Source organism: Mycobacterium sp. DL, from assembly GCF_039729195.1.
In the GTDB taxonomy this organism is placed as follows: Bacteria; Actinomycetota; Actinomycetes; order Mycobacteriales; family Mycobacteriaceae; genus Mycobacterium; species Mycobacterium hippocampi_A.
Genome location: NZ_CP155796.1, coordinates 1,602,807 through 1,619,698, shown reverse-complemented (window position 1 = coordinate 1,619,698; position 16,892 = coordinate 1,602,807). Strand labels below are relative to the sequence as shown.

The window sequence follows — 16,892 nt, the reverse complement described above, 5'->3', positions numbered from 1 at the left end:
TCCCGCCCGATAGGCTCAGCCCTCGTGCGCGCCGTGCTGATCGTCAACCCGAATGCGACCTCGACGACGCCTGCCGGTCGTGACCTGCTGGCGCACGCACTGGAGAGCCGCGTGAAACTCAGCGTGGTGCACACCGACCATCGAGGCCACGCCATCGAGATCGCGCAACAAGCCACCCGCGCCGGTGTGGACGTGCTGATCGTGCACGGTGGCGACGGCACCGTGAACGAGGTGGTCAACGGCATCCTCGGCGAAGTGGGACCGGGCGACGCGGGCCCCGCCGTCGGCGTGGTGCCCGGCGGATCGGCCAATGTGTTCGCCCGCGCACTCGGAATCAGCCCGGACCCCGTCGACGCCACCAATCAGCTCGTCGACCTGCTCGGCGCCTACCGCCGCGACCACACCTGGCGGCGGATCGGCCTGATGGACTGCAAGGAGCGCTGGGGGGTGTTCACCTCGGGCATGGGGGTCGACGGGGACGTCGTCGCCGCTGTGGAGGCGCAGCGGGCGAAGGGCCGCAAGGTCACCGCATCGCGCTATATCCGGGTCGCGATCCGCGAGATGCTCGCCAACGCGCGCAAGGAGCCGACGATGACCGTGCGCCTGCCCGGCCGCGAACCGGTCGGCGGCGTGCACTTCGCGTTCGTGTCGAACTCGAGCCCGTGGACCTATGCCAACAAGCGTCCGGTGTGGACGAACCCCGACACGACCTTCGAGACAGGTCTGGGGGTGTTCGCGATCACCAGCATGAACGTGTGGTCCAACCTGGGCGTGGTGCGCCAGATGCTGTCGCGCGCCCCGCGCCTCGATGCCAAGCACCTGATCCGCGACGACGACCTGGCCTGGCTGAGGGTGACCAGCGACACCCCGGTCGCATGTCAGATCGACGGGGACTACGTCGGATTGCGCGAGGCGATGGAGTTCACGGCGGTGCCCGACGCTCTCGGCGTGGTTGCTCCGCTGCCGGAACTGACTGATTAATTGCCTTGACCAGCGGGAACTAATTTTGGAAGCTAGTTCACAGCGCGAATTTAGGGCGCAGGTGTGTTGAGCGTAGTACAACGGAGTTAGAGACCCGGTAACGGACCTCGGTAGTGAGATAGACCACGTGTTAACGAACTGCTATTGACATCTGTTCAGCCTGTGAAAGCATCTTATGCAACAGCGCAGAAACATTTGGTGCGCTCGCGTTAACAGCCGAAGTAAAGTTCGTGCGCTCTGCTGCGCACATGAAAAGGAGTTAGAGCAATGGATTGGCGCCACAAGGCGGTCTGTCGCGACGAGGATCCGGAACTGTTCTTCCCGGTGGGAAACAGTGGACCGGCCCTTGCCCAGATCGCTGACGCGAAGCTCGTGTGCAACCGCTGCCCGGTGACCGCCGAGTGCTTGAGCTGGGCGTTGGAGTCCGGTCAGGATGCAGGCGTCTGGGGCGGCATGAGCGAGGACGAGCGTCGTGCGCTCAAGCGTCGCAATGCTCGTACCAAGGCACGCAGCAGCGTCTAGCCGACACCGCACTTTTCAGTTACGGCCCCGACAAATGTCGGGGCCGTAACTATGTAAATACAATTCGCGCGAATTCCGACACATGACGCCATTTGTTGGTGACGGTCAATATTGGCTTGTTCGCCCGCGTCTGCCGATCGGCACCCGCAGCGTCACGTCGGTGCCCCCGGTGGCCACCCCGTGCATGCCCAGCGACCCGTCGAGTTCTGCCGAGACGAGCGTCCGCACGATCTGCAGACCGAGCCGGTCGGACTTCTCGAGGCTGAACCCGTCCGGGAGCCCGCGTCCGTCGTCGTGAACGACGACATCGAGCCAGCGTGCCGACCGTTCGGACCGGATCGTGACGCAGCCCTGCGAGGTGGTGGTGTCGAAGGCGTGCTCGATCGCGTTCTGCACGAGTTCGGTGATCACCATGATCAGGGCGGTGGCCCGGTCGGCGTCCAGCACACCCAGCTCACCCGTTCGGTTGATCCGGATCGGCGAGTCCACTGTCGCAACGTCGTTCATGATCGGCAGGATCCGGTCGATCACCTCGTCGAGGTTGACCTCTTCGTCCACCGACATCGACAGGGCGTCGTGCACCAGCGCGATCGACGACACCCGACGCACCGACTCGATGAGCGCCTCACGGCCCTCGGCGTTGTTCGTCCGGCGCGCCTGAAGCCGCAGCAGTGCGGCGACCGTCTGCAGGTTGTTCTTGACGCGGTGGTGGATCTCCCGGATGGTGGCGTCCTTGGACAGCAGCGCCCGGTCGCGGCGCTTGACCTCGGTGACGTCACGGATCAGCACCGCGGCGCCCACGGCCGCGCCGTGCACCACCAGCGGCAGGGTGCGCAGCAGGACCGCCGCGCCGCCGGCGTCGACCTCCATCCGCATGCTGGACCCACCCGCCAGAGAATCCCGAACGTGGTCGGCCAGTTCCTGGGCTTCGAAGGGATCTGAGATCAGGGGCCGGGTCACGCCGACCAGATTGTGGCCCTCGAGTTCGGCCGCGAGCCCCATCCGGTGATACGCCGAGATGGCGTTCGGGCTCGCATAGATCACCAGGCCGGTGTCGTCGAGTCGGATGAAACCGTCGCCGACGCGGGGGCTCGATCGGGACATCGCGAGATCGCCGACATTGGGGAAGGTGCCCTCGGACAGCATCAGCAGCATGTCGCCCGCACAGTCCACGTACGCGGTTTCCAGCGGGCTCGCCTGCCGGGGCGCCGCCGATGTCTGATGTGTGAGCACGGCGACGACGGCGTTCCCGTGCCGGACCGGCACGGCCTCCACGTTCAGGTCGGGCGAGCCGTTTCGCCCCTCGACAGTGGCGCGGCCGATGACACCGGACTCGAAGGCCGCGGCCACGATCGGGATGTCCTCGGTTTCGCCGAGCGTGCCCACGGCGTCAGCCAGCAGCACCGTCGGCGCGGTGTTGGGACGTACCTGGGCGACGCACACGACGCGTCCGTCGTCGCGGCCCACCCACATCAGATAGTCGGCGAACGAGAGGTCGGCGAGAAGCTGCCATTCCCCCACCACGGCGTGCAGGTGATCGACTGCGCTGCCGGGCAGGATGGTGTGCTCGGCGAGCAGGTCACCGAGGGTGGACATGGCCTACTGCCTCCGGAGCGTGTGGGTCAGTCGGACCGGCGGGCGCTAGCTGATGACTGCGATGAGATCGCCGGCCTGGATGACGTCGCCGACGGACACACTGACCTTGCTGACGGTCCCGGCGACCTCGGCGAGCACGGGGATCTCCATCTTCATCGACTCGAGCAGCACCACAGTGTCGCCTTCACCGATCTGATCGCCTTCGTGGACCACGACCTCGAGCACACTGGCCACGATTTCCGCGCGAACGTCCTCGGCCATCTTCACCCCACTCCACTCAGCACTGGCGCTGTCGTGTCCTATCGAACCACAACGAGGGCCCGCAGCGAGGAATGGCAGGGTGATCGTGACAGAGTCACCGCCCCGGACCTCGGGCCGCGATGAATTCGGTGTCGGAGAAGCATGCGACAATGGGTCAACGCTCCGCCGCGCGCGGGCTGGATAACCCACTGACTACCCGGAGGTACATCATGGCCAAGCGTGGCCGTAAGAAGCGCGACCGCAAGCACTCGAAGGCCAATCACGGCAAGCGACCCAACTGCGGCTCGAAAGCAGTGCGCTAGCACTTCCCTTGGTCGCTAGCAGCAAAAACGACCCCCGGAGAGCTCTTCGGGGGTCTGTTTTTGCCCTTCTCACGTCTCACCCCACCCAGCGGCGGAGCGCTACCTAGCTGTGACGGATGATCGTGGTCCGGCTGATCTCGATGCGCAGCCGCTCACGCAGACTGTCCGGAGCCCGCTCGCCGCTGCATTTGGTGGCGATCAGCCGCTTGATCTTCTCCTCGACCCCGTAGTGCCGGAGGCACGTCGGGCACTCTTCGAGGTGAAGGCGCAGCTTGTCTCTGGTCTCCACGGTGCATTCACCGTCCAGCAACGTCCAGACCTCGGCGATCACCGCAGCACACTCGGGGTGCTCCGGGTCCACGGGGCCGATCGGCGGGGTCCATCGCTCGTCGGACGAGCCGCTGGTCGAATCGGTGCCGCTCATGACGAAACCTCCTCCTGCGCGTCGATCTGCTCCCCGCGCATGAAACCACGCTCGCGGGCCACATCGGCCAACAACTCGCGCAGCTGACGTCTGCCGCGGTGCAAACGCGACATCACCGTGCCAATCGGGGTATCCATGATCTCGGCGATCTCCTTGTACGGGAAGCCCTCGACGTCGGCGTAGTACACCGCCATCCGAAAATCCTCGGGCAGCGACTGCAGGGCTTCCTTGATCTCGCTGTCCGGCATCAACTCCAGCGCCTCGACCTCCGCGGACCGCAGACCTGTCGAGGTGTGTTCGGCATTCGCCGCGAGCTGCCAGTCGGTGATCTCCTCGGTCGGATACTCCGCCGGCTGGCGCTGCTTCTTGCGGTAGCTGTTGATGTAGGTGTTGGTCAGGATGCGGTACAGCCACGCTTTGAGGTTTGTGCCCTCGCGGAACGAACGAAAGCCCGAATAGGCCTTGACCATCGTTTCCTGAAGCAGATCCTCCGCATCGGCAGGATTGCGCGTCATCCGCATCGCGCCGCCGTAGAGCTGATCGAGCATCGGGATTGCGTCCCGCTCGAACCTCGCGGTCAGCTCGGCATCGGTTTCGGCAGGTTTTTCCGGCTCAGAGTCGAGCTCGCTCACAACCGAGTCTGTCTTGCGGGTCGCGTCGGGACCCGATCCATCGGTGTCGGTCATCGTGGGGAACACCGTCCCTTCTGTAGCGGGGCCGCCAATCACGTCCAGCACTATCGCCGAACGCGTCGGGGCCTGCATGGCCAGCGTCAGCACCATAAATCCCCTTCCGCGATCCTAGAGGTTCCGGCCGACTGGTTCTTCCGGCCGGCTGTTCACCTGCTACAGCTGTGGTCAACAACAGTGCCGATGGCGGTCCTTGTTCCCCGCAGTGATGATCGCCGGCTTTAGGCTGTGCCGGTGGCACGGGCGGCAACACCGGCGATCGCGGCGCTGCTCGCCGCGGGTGTTCCGCATACCGTCGTGCAGTACCGGCACGACCCTCGCAGCGACTCGTTCGGCGAGGAGGCGGTCAACGAGCTGGCGCAGGCCGGCGGCCTCGCTCCCGAGCAGATCTTCAAGACCCTGGTCATCGCACTCCCCAAAGGACTTGGTGTCGCCGTGCTGCCGGTGCCGTCCAAGTTGTCGCTGAAGGCCGCCGCGGCCGCGCTGTCCGTTCCGAAGGCCACGATGGCCGACCCCGCTGCCGCCCAACGTTCGACCGGGTACGTGGTCGGCGGCATCTCCCCCCTCGGACAGCGCACCCAGCTGGCCACTGTCGTCGACTCGTCGGCGCTGCAGTGGGACCGGGTGCTGTGCAGCGCAGGCAAGCGTGGCTGGGACGTGTCGCTGGCGCCCGAGGATCTGGTCACCCTCACCAAGGCGGTGACCGCGGACATCCGGGCGCAATAAGGTGAGCCCATGTCACTCGCGGGAAAGACCATGTTCATCTCCGGCGCCAGCCGCGGAATCGGGTTGGCGATCGCCAAACGTGCCGCCGCCGACGGCGCCAACATCGCGCTGGTCGCCAAGACCGCCGAACCCCACCCGAAGCTGCCGGGGACGGTGTACACCGCGGCCAAGGAGATCGAGGAGGTCGGCGGGCAGGCGCTGCCGATCGTCGGTGACGTACGCGACGGCGATTCGGTGGCCGCCGCCGTCGCCGCCGCCGTGGAGCAGTTCGGTGGCATCGACATCTGCGTGAACAACGCCTCGGCGATCAACCTGGGCTCCATCGAAGACGTGCCGCTCAAGCGCTTCGACCTGATGAACGGCATCCAGGTGCGCGGCACCTACGCGGTGTCGCAGGCCTGCCTGCCCCACATGAAGGGCCGCGACAACCCCCACATCCTGACGCTGTCGCCACCGATCCTGCTGGAGTCCAAGTGGCTCAAACCCACTCCGTACATGATGGCCAAGTTCGGAATGACCCTGTGCGCGTTGGGAATCGCCGAAGAGATGCGCGAGCAGGGCATCGCCTCCAACACCTTGTGGCCGCGCACCATGGTCGCGACCGCGGCGGTGCAGAACCTGCTCGGCGGTGACGAGTCGATGGCGCGGTCCCGCAAGCCCGAGGTGTACTCCGACGCCGCCTACGTCGTGTTGAACAAGCCCTCCAGCTACACCGGCCACACGCTGCTGTGCGAGGACGTGCTGCTGGAGTCCGGCGTCACCGATCTGTCGGTGTACGACTGCATCCCGGGATCGGACCTGGGCGTCGACTTCTGGGTCGAGGGCGCCAACCCGCCGGGCTACACCCAGCCCTGAACCGCCCGCGGAATAGCATTCCTGGCTGCTCGGAGACCCCTGAGCACGACCAGGAACGCTATTCCGCGGCGCTTGAGACCCCTAGTTCCGCGGCGTGAGACCCAGGCGACGCAGCCCGCGTCCCGCGGCCGCGCGGATGACACCGGTGAACAGTCGCGTCTTGGCGCGCGAGTACGGGTACCAGTTCACCTCACGCGATTGCGTGGGCATCCGCGGAGCCGTGATCGCTTGCGCGCGACAGTATTTCAGGATTCCGTCCGGTCCCCCGTTTCGGGACCCGATGCCGGAGTTCTTCCAGCCGGGCATCGGCAGCGAGAAGCTGAACCCGTTGGCCAGCACGTCGTTGATGTTCACCGCACCCGCCTCGAGTCGGCGTGCGATGCGCTCCCCTCGCTCGACATCAGCGGTCCACACGCTGGCGGACAGACCGTAGGCCGAGTCGTTGGCGAGTCGGATCGCCTCGGCTTCGTCGGCGACCTTGACCACCGGGAGGGTGGGCCCGAAGGTCTCCTCGCTGATGCAGCTCATCGACTGGTCGACGTTGGCGAGCACTGTCGGCTCGAAGAAGGTACCTACCCCGGTCGGTCGCCCGCCGGTGGTCACTCGCGCTCCCGCGGCGACCGCCTCGTCGACGTGGCGCGCCACGATGTCCCGCTGCGCCGCTGTGGCCATCGCGCCCACATCGAACCGGTAGCGGTCGTCGTCCTGGCCCTGCCGCAGTGCGGTCACCGCAGCGGTGAGCTTCGCGACGAACTCGTCGTGCACCGGCGCCTCGACGTACACGCGCTCGACCGAGACGCACACCTGCCCGGAGTTGAACATCCCGCCCCACGCGATACCGGCGGCCGCACGATCGAGGTCGGCATCGGCCAGCACGATCGCCGGATCCTTGCCGCCGAGTTCCAGGCTGCACGGGATCAGTCGCTCGGCGCACGCCACCGCGACCTTGCGGCCGGTGGCCGTGGACCCGGTGAAGTGCACGCAGTCGGAATTGTTGATCACCGCGGCGCCGGTCTCGGCGTATCCGGTGGTCAGCGACAGCACCGGCGGTGCGCCGATTTCGGTCCAGCCTCGGGCGAACTCGGCAGCGCTCAGCGGCGTCACCTCCGACGGCTTGAGCAGCACGGCGGCACCGGCAGCCAGCGGCGCGACGCCGTCGAGCGCGACGTTGAGAAGCGGGAAGTTCCACGGAATGATCAGTCCGACAACCGGATACGGGCGATGGACGGTGGTCAGCCGCTTCACCTTCCCCAGCGGGCTGTGGGCGGCCGGATGCCGGTCGGCCAGGAACTTCTCGGCGTTGCCTCCCCAGTACTTCAGCAGGTCGGCGCACAGCGGTGCTTCCATCGCCGCCTCGGTGCGCGGCTTGCCGGTCTCGGACTGCAGGACATCGGTCAGGTGCTCGGCGTTGTCCAGGATCCAGTCCTGCAGCTTCAGCAGCCAGACCTTGCGCGCCTTGGCGCCCATCGACTCCCACTCGGGTTGGGCCAGGCGCAGGTCACGCGCTTTCGCCGCAACCGTCTCGGCGCCGTCGACGGGCAGCGATCCGGCCACAGATCCGTCGGCTGGGTTGTACACGGTGATCGTGGTGGTGGCAGGACTGGCCTGCAGGTCCTTCATCTCAGCAGTATCAACCCGGGCGGTGGCCCTCAAACGTGGATTCGCCCAGCTGCTTTCAGAGGACCCGTGCCGGTCTGCCGAAACGGGTGTGCACCCCCGGTGAGAACAGCGCCCGCAGCCGCGGGCCTGCAACGGCGACGCCTGCGGCGGCCACCAGCTCGTCGTCGAGTTCGACGATCTCCGCCGAGTGCAGGGGCCAGGTGGTGTGCTCGTTGGGCAGCCACCACGTGCGGCCGGCCTTGCGGGTGTGGGCACCCCATCGCGCGGTCAGCCAGACCTCGAGCGCCGTCGGCTCGACAGGCGCGCCGACGGTCACCGTGACCCGGCTGGTCAACCCGCTGTGCGGCCAGCGTCGCGTGCCGGCGTAGGAGATGCGGTCCGGTGTTCGCGTGACGCGCATCTTCGCCCAGGTGTAAGGCACTCCCAGCGTGCTGCGGACCGCGGGCACGACCGCCAGCCGCTGGGTCTCCAGTGATCGGAACAGCACGCCGTGTCTGCCCGCGTCGTCGACCGAATAGAGCCTGACGTTCGTCTCGGCGAACGTCCCGAAGTACGGCAGCGGCAGTGCGGTGCCCAGCCGGGTGTGCTGCATGACAAACGGCACCAGCGCGACGTAGGTCAGTCCGTCGGCGAAGACGTCCGGGCGGGTGCCCGGCGGGAAGAGATGGGCGATGGCCCCGGGGTCGACGGGCCAGTGGACGAACGTCAGATCCGCCCAGAACTGGTCGAAGATGACGGGTCGGACCAGCTGTGGTGCCAGCGGGCTGACACCGCATGGACCGAGCTCACCGTTCACCTCGTCATCGTGGCACGCTGGAGCCGTGTCATCACCGACGATCTGGTCCGCCGGGAGCTACGAAGCCGTCGGCCGACGTATCGCACACATCGCAGACGACGTGCTCGACGCCGTCGAGCGGCGACGGCCGCTGCGTGACGCCTCGCTCGTCGACCTCGCCTGCGGCACCGGTAACGCCGCGTTGTCGGCAGTGGGCCGCGGCGCACGGGTGACCGCCGTCGACCTCACCCCGGCGCTGCTCGAGATCGGATCGGCCAAGGACGGCGGTCGTGCGGTGACCTGGATGGCCGCCGACGCATCCGACACCGGGCTGCCCGACGAGGCGTTCGACGTCGTCGTCTCCAACATGGGCGTCGTGTTCGTGGAACCGACCGGCCAGGTCCGCGAGATCAGCCGGTTGCTGGGTTCCGGCGGTGTCGTGGCGTTCTCCTCCTGGGTGCGCAGCGGCGACAACCCGCTCTTCGACCCGGTCGTCGCGGTGCTGGGCGCGCCGCCGAACCCCGGTCACACCCCGGACCAGTGGGGTGATCCCGACATCGCCGCGGCCAGGCTGGCCGCCGACTTCGTCGAGGTCACGATCGAATCCGGCGCCCACACGTGGGAGTTCGACACGCATGCCGATGCGATGCGGTTCGTGACCGAGGAGTCGCCGATGCACCTCACTGTCCTCGGCAACGTCTCCGGTTCGCAGCGCGACGCGCTGGTCACGGCGTTCGACGAGGCGATGCGCGCGCACCTCGACCGGGGCAGGGTCCGGTTCGTCTCGCCCTATTCGGTGGTGGCGGCCACCCGTCGCTGACTCACAGCAGCGTGGCTTGTTCGGGCTCGGGTTCGGCGGGCTCGATGAGTTCCGGCCCGTTGTTGCGGACACTGTTCACCAGCCGCGACACCTCGCGGATTTCGACGCGGTCCAGATCGCCGTGGCCGCGCAGCAGACCCTCGTCGACCGGCGCGTCGGGATCCAGCCACCGGTCCCAGTCACGTTCGCTGATCGTCAGCGGCATCCGGTCGTGGATGTCGGCGATTGCGCCCGCCGCGTCGGTGGTGATGATCGTGCAGCTCAGCAGCGGTGCAGCATCGGACGGGGCGTCCTTCGGCCGCCACGTCGACCACAGCCCGGCCATGAACAGCGGTTCCCCGTCACCGGCGTACATGTAAAACGGCGTCTTCGCACCTTTCTGCCCGCGCCACTCGTACCAGCCGTCCATCGGAACCAGGCAGCGCTTGCTCTTGATCGAGGTGCGGAACGCCGGCGAGGTGGTCACCTTGTCGGATCGGGCGTTGATCAGCAGCGGGCCCTTGGTGTCCGGGCCGCCGCCGTCGGCGGTCTTGGCCCACATCGGGATCAGACCCCACCGCATCAACCGCACCCGCCGCGTCGACTCGTCGTCGGGCTCGGTGTGGCGTTTGACCACGGTGGCGATGGTCGTGGTGGGCGCGACGTTGTAGTTCGGCGCCGGCGAGTCCTTGGCGGTGGCTGCTGTGGCCTCGTCGAGTGCCTGGATCTTCTCGGCCAGCAGCGCTGGATCGGTGGTGACCGCGAATCTCCCGCACATGATCTCCATGGTGGCAGACACCGCGAATCGGGCGCAGAACGCGGGCGCCACGGTGCTTGTGCGCGCCGGATTCACCGGGAGATCGGCGACAGGCAAGAATAGGAACCCGTGAGCACCTGGCCGGCACCGACGACCGCAACTCCCGTGCACGCGACCGTGACGGTGCCCGGGTCGAAGTCGCAGACCAACCGGGCATTGGTGCTCGCTGCGCTCGCGGTCGCGCAGGGTCCGTCGACGGTCAGCGGGGCGCTGCGCAGCCGCGACACCGACCTGATGATCGCCGCACTGCAGGCGCTCGGCGTCAGCATCGAGGCCTCCGATACCGACCCCACCGAACTCACCGTCAGCGGCACGCTGGATCCGCAGCCCGGCGTTCGCATCGACTGCGGCCTGGCCGGCACCGTGCTGCGGTTCCTGCCGCCGGTGGCCGCCCTGGGCACCGCGACGGTGACCTTCGACGGTGACGAGCAGGCCCGGGCGCGCCCGATCGCACCGCTGCTCGACGGGCTGCGCGGGCTCGGTGTGGGCGTCGAGGGCGACAGCCTGCCGTTCGACGTCCGGGGCGACGGGGCGGTGCGCGGTGGCACGGTCGAGATCGACGCGTCCGGGTCTTCCCAGTTCGTGTCGGGCATGCTGCTCTCGGGGGCATTGTTCACCGAGGGGCTGACGGTCGTGCACACCGGCGAACCCGTGCCCTCGGCGCCGCACGTGGCCATGACGGTGTCGATGCTGCGCGACGCCGGCGTCGAGGTCGACGACTCCCAACCCGACCGGTGGCAGGTCTCCCCCGGCCGGATCACCCCACGCCACTGGGTCATCGAGCCCGACCTGTCCAATGCGGTGCCGTTTCTGGCCGCCGCCGTGGCCAGCGGTGGCGCGGTCCGGATCATGGGGTGGCCCGCGGTGAGCACCCAGCCCGCCGACACCATCCTGAAGATTCTGAAGAAGCTCGGTTCGGTTGTTCGGCAGGGTGATTCATATCTCGAAGTGCAGGGCTCGACAGCCTACGAAGGCATCGACGTCGACCTTCGTGATGTCGGGGAGCTGACACCGTCGGTGGCCGCGCTGGCCGCTCTCGCCACGCCGGGATCGGTGTCGCGGCTGCGCGGCATCGCCCATCTGCGTGGCCACGAGACCGATCGACTGGCCGCGTTGCGCACCGAACTCAACCGCCTCGGCGGCGAGTGCGAGGAGACGCCGGACGGGTTGACCATCACCGCGCAACCGATGCGCGCGGGCGTGTGGCGGTCCTACGCCGATCACCGGATGGCGACTGCGGGGGCGATCGTCGGGCTGCGGGTCCCCGGGGTGGAGGTCGAGGACATCGGCACCACGGCCAAGACGATGCCCGACTTCCCGCACCTGTGGGCCGACATGCTTGCCGGTCAGACCGACGACCTGACGGTCCGCGATTGAGTCCTCGCGAGTACGACGAGACCGATGTCCGGGTGCGTCCCGGCCGGACCTCGCGGCCGCGGACCAAGACCCGCCCCGAGCACGCCGACGCCGAAGAGGCCATGGTGGTCGCCGTGGACCGGGGCCGGTGGGGCTGTGTGCTCGGGCGTGACCCGGGCCGCCGGGTGACCGCGATGCGGGCCCGGGAGTTGGGCCGCACCCCGATCGTGGTCGGTGACGATGTCGACATCGTCGGCGATCTCTCCGGCCGCACCGACACCCTGGCCCGCATCGTCCGCCGCGGCGAACGCCGAACAGTGTTGCGGCGCACCGCCGATGACACCGACCCGTCCGAGCGGGTCTTCGTCGCCAACGCCGACCAGCTGCTGATCGTGGTGGCGCTGGCCGATCCCCCGCCGCGGTCCGGCCTGGTGGAACGCGCGCTGATCGCCGCCTACGCCGGCGGGCTGGTTCCGATTCTGTGCCTGACCAAAACCGATCTCGCATCGGCGACGTCGTTCACCGCTCAGTTCGCCGACCTCGATCTGACGATCGTCACGGCCGGGCGCGGCGACGAACTCGACGAGGTGGTGGCGGTGCTGACCGGCAAGGTCACCGCCATGCTGGGGCATTCCGGGGTGGGTAAGTCCACGCTGGTCAATCGCCTTGTCCCCGAGGCGGAGCGGGCGATCGGCGCGGTGACCGACATCGGCAGGGGCAGGCACACCTCGACCCAGTCGGTGGCGCTGCCGCTGAGCTTCGGCGGCTGGGTGATCGACACACCGGGAATCCGGTCGTTCGGTCTGGCGCACATCGCTCCCGACGATGTGATGTTGGCGTTCTCCGACCTGGCCGAAGCGATCGCCGACTGCCCGCGGGGGTGCGGCCACATGGGGCCGCCGGCAGACCCGGAATGTGCGCTCGACGCATTGACGGGGCCGGCCGCCGGACGGGTCGGCGCCGCCCGGCGGCTGTTGGTGGCGATGCGCGAAGGGTGAACAGAACGGCGTGGTTTGCAGCGACTGCCCACCGGGCACGCTCACGGCGAAGGACACGGAAAGGTGAACTGGTATGACCCATATCCCCATGATCGATCTGAACGACGGCACGCAGATTCCCCAGCTGGGTTTCGGTGTGTTCCAGATCCCGCCGGAGGAGACCGCGTCTGCGGTGAAGACGGCACTCGACATCGGCTACCGCCACATCGACACCGCGGAGATGTACCAGAACGAGAAGGGTGTCGGCGACGGCATCCGGGACTCCGGTGTCGACCGGAGCGAGGTGTACGTCACCAGCAAGCTGAACAACGGTTTCCACAAGCCGGACGACGCCCGACGGGCCTTCGACCAGACGCTGTCGGCGCTGGGATTCGACGGTGACGATTCGTATGTCGACCTGTTCCTGATCCACTGGCCGCTGCCCACGCTCTACGACGGTGACTTCGTCTCGACGTGGAAGACGTTGGAGGAGTTCAAGAAAGACGGTCGCGCACGCAGCATCGGGGTGTCGAACTTCCAGGTCGCCCATCTGCAGCGGCTCGCCGAGGAAACCGGCACGGTCCCCGCGGTGAACCAGATCGAGGTGCATCCGTACTTCGCGAACAACGCGGTTCGTGAGTACGGTCAGCAGCACAGAATCGCGACTGAGGCGTGGTCGCCGATCGCACAGGGCAAGGTGCTCGACGATCCCGCCGTCGCCCGGATCGCCGAGGCGACCGGAAAGTCACCGGCGCAGGTGGTGTTGCGGTGGCATATCGAGCGCGGCGACATCGTGTTCCCGAAATCGGTGACGCTGCAACGCATCAAGGACAACTTCGCCCTGTTCGACTTCGAGCTCGGCGCCGAGGACTTCGACGCGATCAACGCTCTGGACAAGGGTGAGGACGGCCGCATCGGACCCAACCCGGACACGTTCGACTACGTGCCCGACTGAGCATCGATACTGCGCTGAGGGCGGGGAACTACGAGTAGTCCCCGCCCTCAGCGCAGTTTCAACGAAAGGCAGCTACGCGGCCAGGTCGTCGCGCTTGGCCGTAGCCTTCTGAACCGCTTTGGCGCGGCGTCGTGCCCGCACCGCGGCGATGGCCGACTTCAGACCACGCCGCTCGCCCGAATCCAGTTCGGCGAACATCCGCTCGCTGCGCGTCTCGGGTGCATCGTCGGCGGTGTCGCGCAGGAACCGGTCGGGCAGAGACAGTTTGGCGATGGTCCGCCACGACTTGCCGTACTGCACCAGGAAGGATCCCGTGGTGTAGGGCAGGTCGTACTTGTCGCAGATCTCCTTGACCCGGAACGAGATCTCGTGCAGCCGGTTGCTGGGCAGGTCCGGGTACAGGTGATGCTCGATCTGGTAGCAGAGGTTGCCGCTCATGAAGCGCAGTGCCGGCCCGTTCTCGAAGTTCGCGCTTCCGAGCATCTGCCGCAGGTACCACTGCCCCCGCGACTCGCCGATCATGTCGGTCTTGGTGAATTTCTCTGCGCCGTCGGGGAAGTGACCGCAGAAGATCACGGCGTTGGCCCACACGTTGCGGATGACGTTGGCCACCGCGTTGGCCTTCAGTGTGGAGGTGAACGTCGCGCCCGGTGACAGCGAGGTCAGTGCGGGGTAGACGACGTAGTCCTTGGCCACCTGATGGCCGGCCTTGACGCCGAACTCCTTGACGCGCTCGAGCGTGGCCTTCCGGTCGTCGCGGCCCTGGAATATCTTGCCGAGCTCCAGGTGCTGCAGTCCGACGCCCCATTCGAAGCCGATCGCCAGCAGCGTGTTGAACAGGAGGTTGCCGTAGAGATTGGCCGGCTTCCACCTCTGGTCGCGCGTCACCCGGATGACCCCGTAGCCGACGTCGTCGTCCATGCCGAGGATGTTGGTGTACTTGTGGTGCATGAAGTTGTGAGTGAACCGCCAATGCTTGGACGCGCCGCTCATGTCCCATTCCCACGTGGAGGAATGGATCTCCGGGTCGTTCATCCAGTCCCACTGGCCGTGCATGACGTTGTGGCCGATCTCCATGTTCTCGATGATCTTGGCCACGCCCAGTGTTGCGGTGCCGGCCCACCAGTACGAGCGCTTGGAGCTGCCCGCCAGCATCAACCGGCCTGCCACCTCCAGCGCGCGCTGGAAACCGATGGTGCGGCGGATGTAGCGCGCGTCGCGCGCGCCGCGGGAGTCTTCGATGTCTTGGCGGATCGCATCCAGTTCGTGCGCCAGGTTGTCGATGTCCGCGTCCGTCAGGTGGACGAATTCGGGTACGTCGGTGATTGCCATGGTCAGCCTCCTCTCGAGGTACCTACGCTACCGTAACCTACGTAATCGTAGGTTACTACCCAGTAAATGTTATGCGTCGAGCACACAGTCGCCCGATGCGGCAGAGATGCAGGTCTGCACGCGGGTGCCGGGTTCGTGTTCGACCCCGGTGCGCAGGTCGCGCACGTGCCCCTTGAGCAGGCCCACCACGCACGACTGGCAGATTCCCATTCGGCAGCCGAACGGCATCTGCACGCCGGCCGCTTCGCCGGCATCCATCAACGATGTCGCTGCGTCCACGGTGGTCGTCTTGCCCGCGCGTGCGAACTCGACCGTGCCGCCGCTTCCGTGTACCGCGGTGCGCGCGGCGGCAAACCTCTCCAGATGCAGGTTGTCGGCGATGCCGGCCGCCACCCAGGTCCGCTCCGCGGAGCCGAGCATCGCCTCCGGTCCACACGCCCAGGTCTGACGCTCCCGCCAATCGGGAACCACCTCGGCGAGGCGGGCGAGATCAAGCCGGCCTTCGGTGCGGGTGGCGCGAACCGTCAGCTTATAACCGTCGTGCCGATTCGTCAGCTGTGAAAGCTCCTCGGCGAACAGCACGTCGGATTCCGTCGGCGCCGAATGCACATGCACGACGTCGCCGAGCTGGCCGCGGCGGGCCAATGTGCGCAGCATCGAGATCACCGGCGTGATGCCCGAACCTGCGGTGAGGAACAACACCGACGCCGGCGCCGGGTCCGGCATCACGAAATTGCCTTGCGGCGCAGCGAGTCTCACGATCGTGCCGGGTTCGACCCCGCCGACCAGGTGGGTCGACAGAAAACCCTCGGGCATGGCCTTGACGGTGATCGTGATGGTGCGCGAGCCCCTGCTGCGGGCCAGGCGCTCTTCCGGAACACTGGTCAGTGAATACGACCGCCAGCGCCAGCGTCCATCGACCAGCAGGCCGATGCCGACGTACTGACCCGCCTGGTAGTCGAACGAGAACCCCCAGCCGGGCTTGATGACCAGGGTGGCCGAGTCGACGGTTTCCCGGCGCACCTCGACCACCTTGCCGCGCAACTCGCGGGCGGACCACAGCGGGTTTGCGAGCTTGAGATAGTCGTCGGGCAGCAGCGGCGTGGTGATTCGGCCGGCGATGGTGCGCAGCATGTGCCAGCCCGGGTGATGGGTGGCACCGGCGACGGTGGGCCGGACGGTGTCGGCGACCTTGGCCGTGGTCTTGATGGTGTTCTTGGCCATGACGGCTCCTGCCCGGAATGAGTGCCTACGGGTTCCGTAAACGCCTACCTACGGTACCGTAAGTTACGGAGTCGTATCCAGCCCCTCACAGCAGGTCCAGCAGAAATGGCAGCTCCTGTGGCGCATACCACGCCAAGTCGTGGTCCTGGGCGTCACCGACCGTCAGCTCGGCGTCCTCGTCCCCCAGATCCGCGGCGTCGACCACCTCGACGGCGGCCAGCACCGCAGGCTCGGCAGCGGCGGTGTCGACGTAGGCGGCGATCACCGTGCCGAGTGCCACCACCCCGGCCAGCCGCACCACGGCGTCGTCCAGATCGGGCCGCAGGGTGACGTCGTCGTCGTCGACGTCGGCTTCGAACACCGCGCGTCGTGACGGGAGTCCGCCGTCGGGGTTGGTGTCGCCGAGCAGTCGCAGGGACGCCAGGGCCGCCTCCCGCAACGCCACGTCGGCCAGTTCGTCCTCGTCACCGTCGGAATACGCCTCGCGCAGCGTCGGGGTCAGTGCGAACGCGGTGCCGTTGACCGGGCGCAGCGATCCGTCGGCGACCAGCTGCTGGAGCATGGCCAGGGTTGCGGGGACGTAGATGCGCACGGGACGAGACTAGCGAGTGTCGATCCACCGCGGCCGCGCCGAAGCAGCAGGGCCGCACGAGTTCGTCCGCAGGACGAGGCACGATGGGA

At 67.3% G+C, this 16,892-nt stretch carries 18 protein-coding genes; 8 read left to right on the top strand and 10 right to left on the bottom strand.

Features of this window, described 5'->3' with window-relative positions:
* The first annotated feature begins 24 nt into the window (after positions 1-24).
* Both ABDC78_RS07885 and ABDC78_RS07880 read left to right on the top strand, forming a co-directional pair.
* Positions 25-981 carry a diacylglycerol kinase family protein gene (locus tag ABDC78_RS07885; protein WP_178360892.1) on the top strand — a complete coding sequence of 319 codons (957 nt, stop codon included), beginning with the start codon at positions 25-27 and terminating at the stop codon, positions 979-981.
* Between the two features lie 267 nt (positions 982-1,248).
* On the top strand, positions 1,249-1,503 hold the full coding sequence (locus ABDC78_RS07880) for a WhiB family transcriptional regulator (protein WP_159233235.1): 255 nt from the start codon (positions 1,249-1,251) through the stop codon (positions 1,501-1,503).
* 105 nt (positions 1,504-1,608) lie between these two features.
* Here ABDC78_RS07880 and ABDC78_RS07875 read toward each other — a convergent pair whose 3' ends face one another.
* The 4 genes from ABDC78_RS07875 to ABDC78_RS07860 form a co-directional block, all read right to left on the bottom strand.
* Positions 1,609-3,099, bottom strand: a complete 1,491-nt coding sequence (locus ABDC78_RS07875) for a sensor histidine kinase (RefSeq protein WP_178360893.1) — start codon at positions 3,097-3,099, stop codon at positions 1,609-1,611.
* Between the two features lie 45 nt (positions 3,100-3,144).
* A complete protein-coding gene (locus ABDC78_RS07870; RefSeq protein WP_083740725.1) occupies positions 3,145-3,360 on the bottom strand; it encodes a biotin/lipoyl-binding carrier protein in 216 nt (71 codons plus the stop codon).
* A gap of 405 nt (positions 3,361-3,765) precedes the next feature.
* Entirely contained in the window at positions 3,766-4,086 is a 321-nt protein-coding gene (rsrA, locus tag ABDC78_RS07865) for a mycothiol system anti-sigma-R factor (RefSeq protein ID WP_178360894.1), read from the bottom strand.
* Positions 4,083-4,718 (bottom strand): sigma-70 family RNA polymerase sigma factor, encoded by a 636-nt coding sequence (locus ABDC78_RS07860; protein ID WP_178361080.1) that lies wholly within the window; start codon positions 4,716-4,718, stop codon positions 4,083-4,085. Before ABDC78_RS07860 ends, rsrA begins: the two co-directional genes overlap by 4 nt.
* A 291-nt stretch (positions 4,719-5,009) precedes the next feature.
* Between ABDC78_RS07860 and ABDC78_RS07855 the strand changes: the two genes are divergently transcribed.
* On the top strand, positions 5,010-5,501 hold the full coding sequence (locus ABDC78_RS07855; protein ID WP_178360895.1) for an aminoacyl-tRNA deacylase: 492 nt from the start codon (positions 5,010-5,012) through the stop codon (positions 5,499-5,501).
* A 9-nt stretch (positions 5,502-5,510) separates the two neighbouring features.
* On the top strand, positions 5,511-6,356 hold the full coding sequence (locus ABDC78_RS07850) for an NAD(P)-dependent oxidoreductase (RefSeq protein ID WP_178360896.1): 846 nt from the start codon (positions 5,511-5,513) through the stop codon (positions 6,354-6,356).
* Between the two features lie 81 nt (positions 6,357-6,437).
* On the opposite strand, the gene ABDC78_RS07845 is transcribed toward ABDC78_RS07850, so the two are convergent.
* Together ABDC78_RS07845 and ABDC78_RS07840 are read right to left on the bottom strand one after the other, a co-directional pair.
* Entirely contained in the window at positions 6,438-7,976 is a 1,539-nt protein-coding gene (locus ABDC78_RS07845) for an aldehyde dehydrogenase family protein (RefSeq protein ID WP_178360897.1), read from the bottom strand.
* Between the two features lie 55 nt (positions 7,977-8,031).
* A complete protein-coding gene (locus ABDC78_RS07840) occupies positions 8,032-8,772 on the bottom strand; it encodes a DUF2071 domain-containing protein (RefSeq protein ID WP_178360898.1) in 741 nt (246 codons plus the stop codon).
* A gap of 25 nt (positions 8,773-8,797) precedes the next feature.
* Here ABDC78_RS07840 and ABDC78_RS07835 point away from each other — a divergent pair, with 25 nt between their 5' ends.
* On the top strand, positions 8,798-9,571 hold the full coding sequence (locus ABDC78_RS07835) for a class I SAM-dependent methyltransferase (RefSeq protein ID WP_347133371.1): 774 nt from the start codon (positions 8,798-8,800) through the stop codon (positions 9,569-9,571).
* A gap of 1 nt (position 9,572) precedes the next feature.
* On the opposite strand, the gene ABDC78_RS07830 is transcribed toward ABDC78_RS07835, so the two are convergent.
* Positions 9,573-10,328 carry an SOS response-associated peptidase gene (locus ABDC78_RS07830; protein ID WP_218621231.1) on the bottom strand — a complete coding sequence of 252 codons (756 nt, stop codon included), beginning with the start codon at positions 10,326-10,328 and terminating at the stop codon, positions 9,573-9,575.
* Positions 10,329-10,436: 108 nt separating this feature from the next.
* On the opposite strand from ABDC78_RS07830, the gene aroA reads away from it, so the two are divergent.
* The 3 genes from aroA to ABDC78_RS07815 all read left to right on the top strand — a co-directional run bounded on the left by aroA (position 10,437) and on the right by ABDC78_RS07815 (position 13,655).
* Positions 10,437-11,744, top strand: coding sequence for a 3-phosphoshikimate 1-carboxyvinyltransferase (gene aroA / locus ABDC78_RS07825; protein ID WP_178360900.1), 1,308 nt, complete (start codon positions 10,437-10,439; stop codon positions 11,742-11,744).
* Positions 11,741-12,721 carry a ribosome small subunit-dependent GTPase A gene (rsgA, locus tag ABDC78_RS07820; RefSeq protein WP_178360901.1) on the top strand — a complete coding sequence of 327 codons (981 nt, stop codon included), beginning with the start codon at positions 11,741-11,743 and terminating at the stop codon, positions 12,719-12,721. Before aroA ends, rsgA begins: the two co-directional genes overlap by 4 nt.
* 73 nt (positions 12,722-12,794) lie before the next feature.
* Complete coding sequence (locus ABDC78_RS07815; protein WP_178360902.1) at positions 12,795-13,655, top strand: aldo/keto reductase; 861 nt, start codon at positions 12,795-12,797, stop codon at positions 13,653-13,655.
* 72 nt (positions 13,656-13,727) lie between these two features.
* Here ABDC78_RS07815 and ABDC78_RS07810 read toward each other — a convergent pair whose 3' ends face one another.
* The 3 genes from ABDC78_RS07810 to ABDC78_RS07800 form a co-directional block, all read right to left on the bottom strand.
* Complete coding sequence (locus ABDC78_RS07810; RefSeq protein WP_178360903.1) at positions 13,728-14,987, bottom strand: fatty acid desaturase; 1,260 nt, start codon at positions 14,985-14,987, stop codon at positions 13,728-13,730.
* Positions 14,988-15,056: 69 nt separating this feature from the next.
* Entirely contained in the window at positions 15,057-16,211 is a 1,155-nt protein-coding gene (locus tag ABDC78_RS07805; protein ID WP_178360904.1) for a ferredoxin reductase, read from the bottom strand.
* An 85-nt stretch (positions 16,212-16,296) separates the two neighbouring features.
* A complete protein-coding gene (locus ABDC78_RS07800; RefSeq protein ID WP_178361082.1) occupies positions 16,297-16,773 on the bottom strand; it encodes a hypothetical protein in 477 nt (158 codons plus the stop codon).
* Positions 16,774-16,892 lie beyond the last annotated feature (119 nt).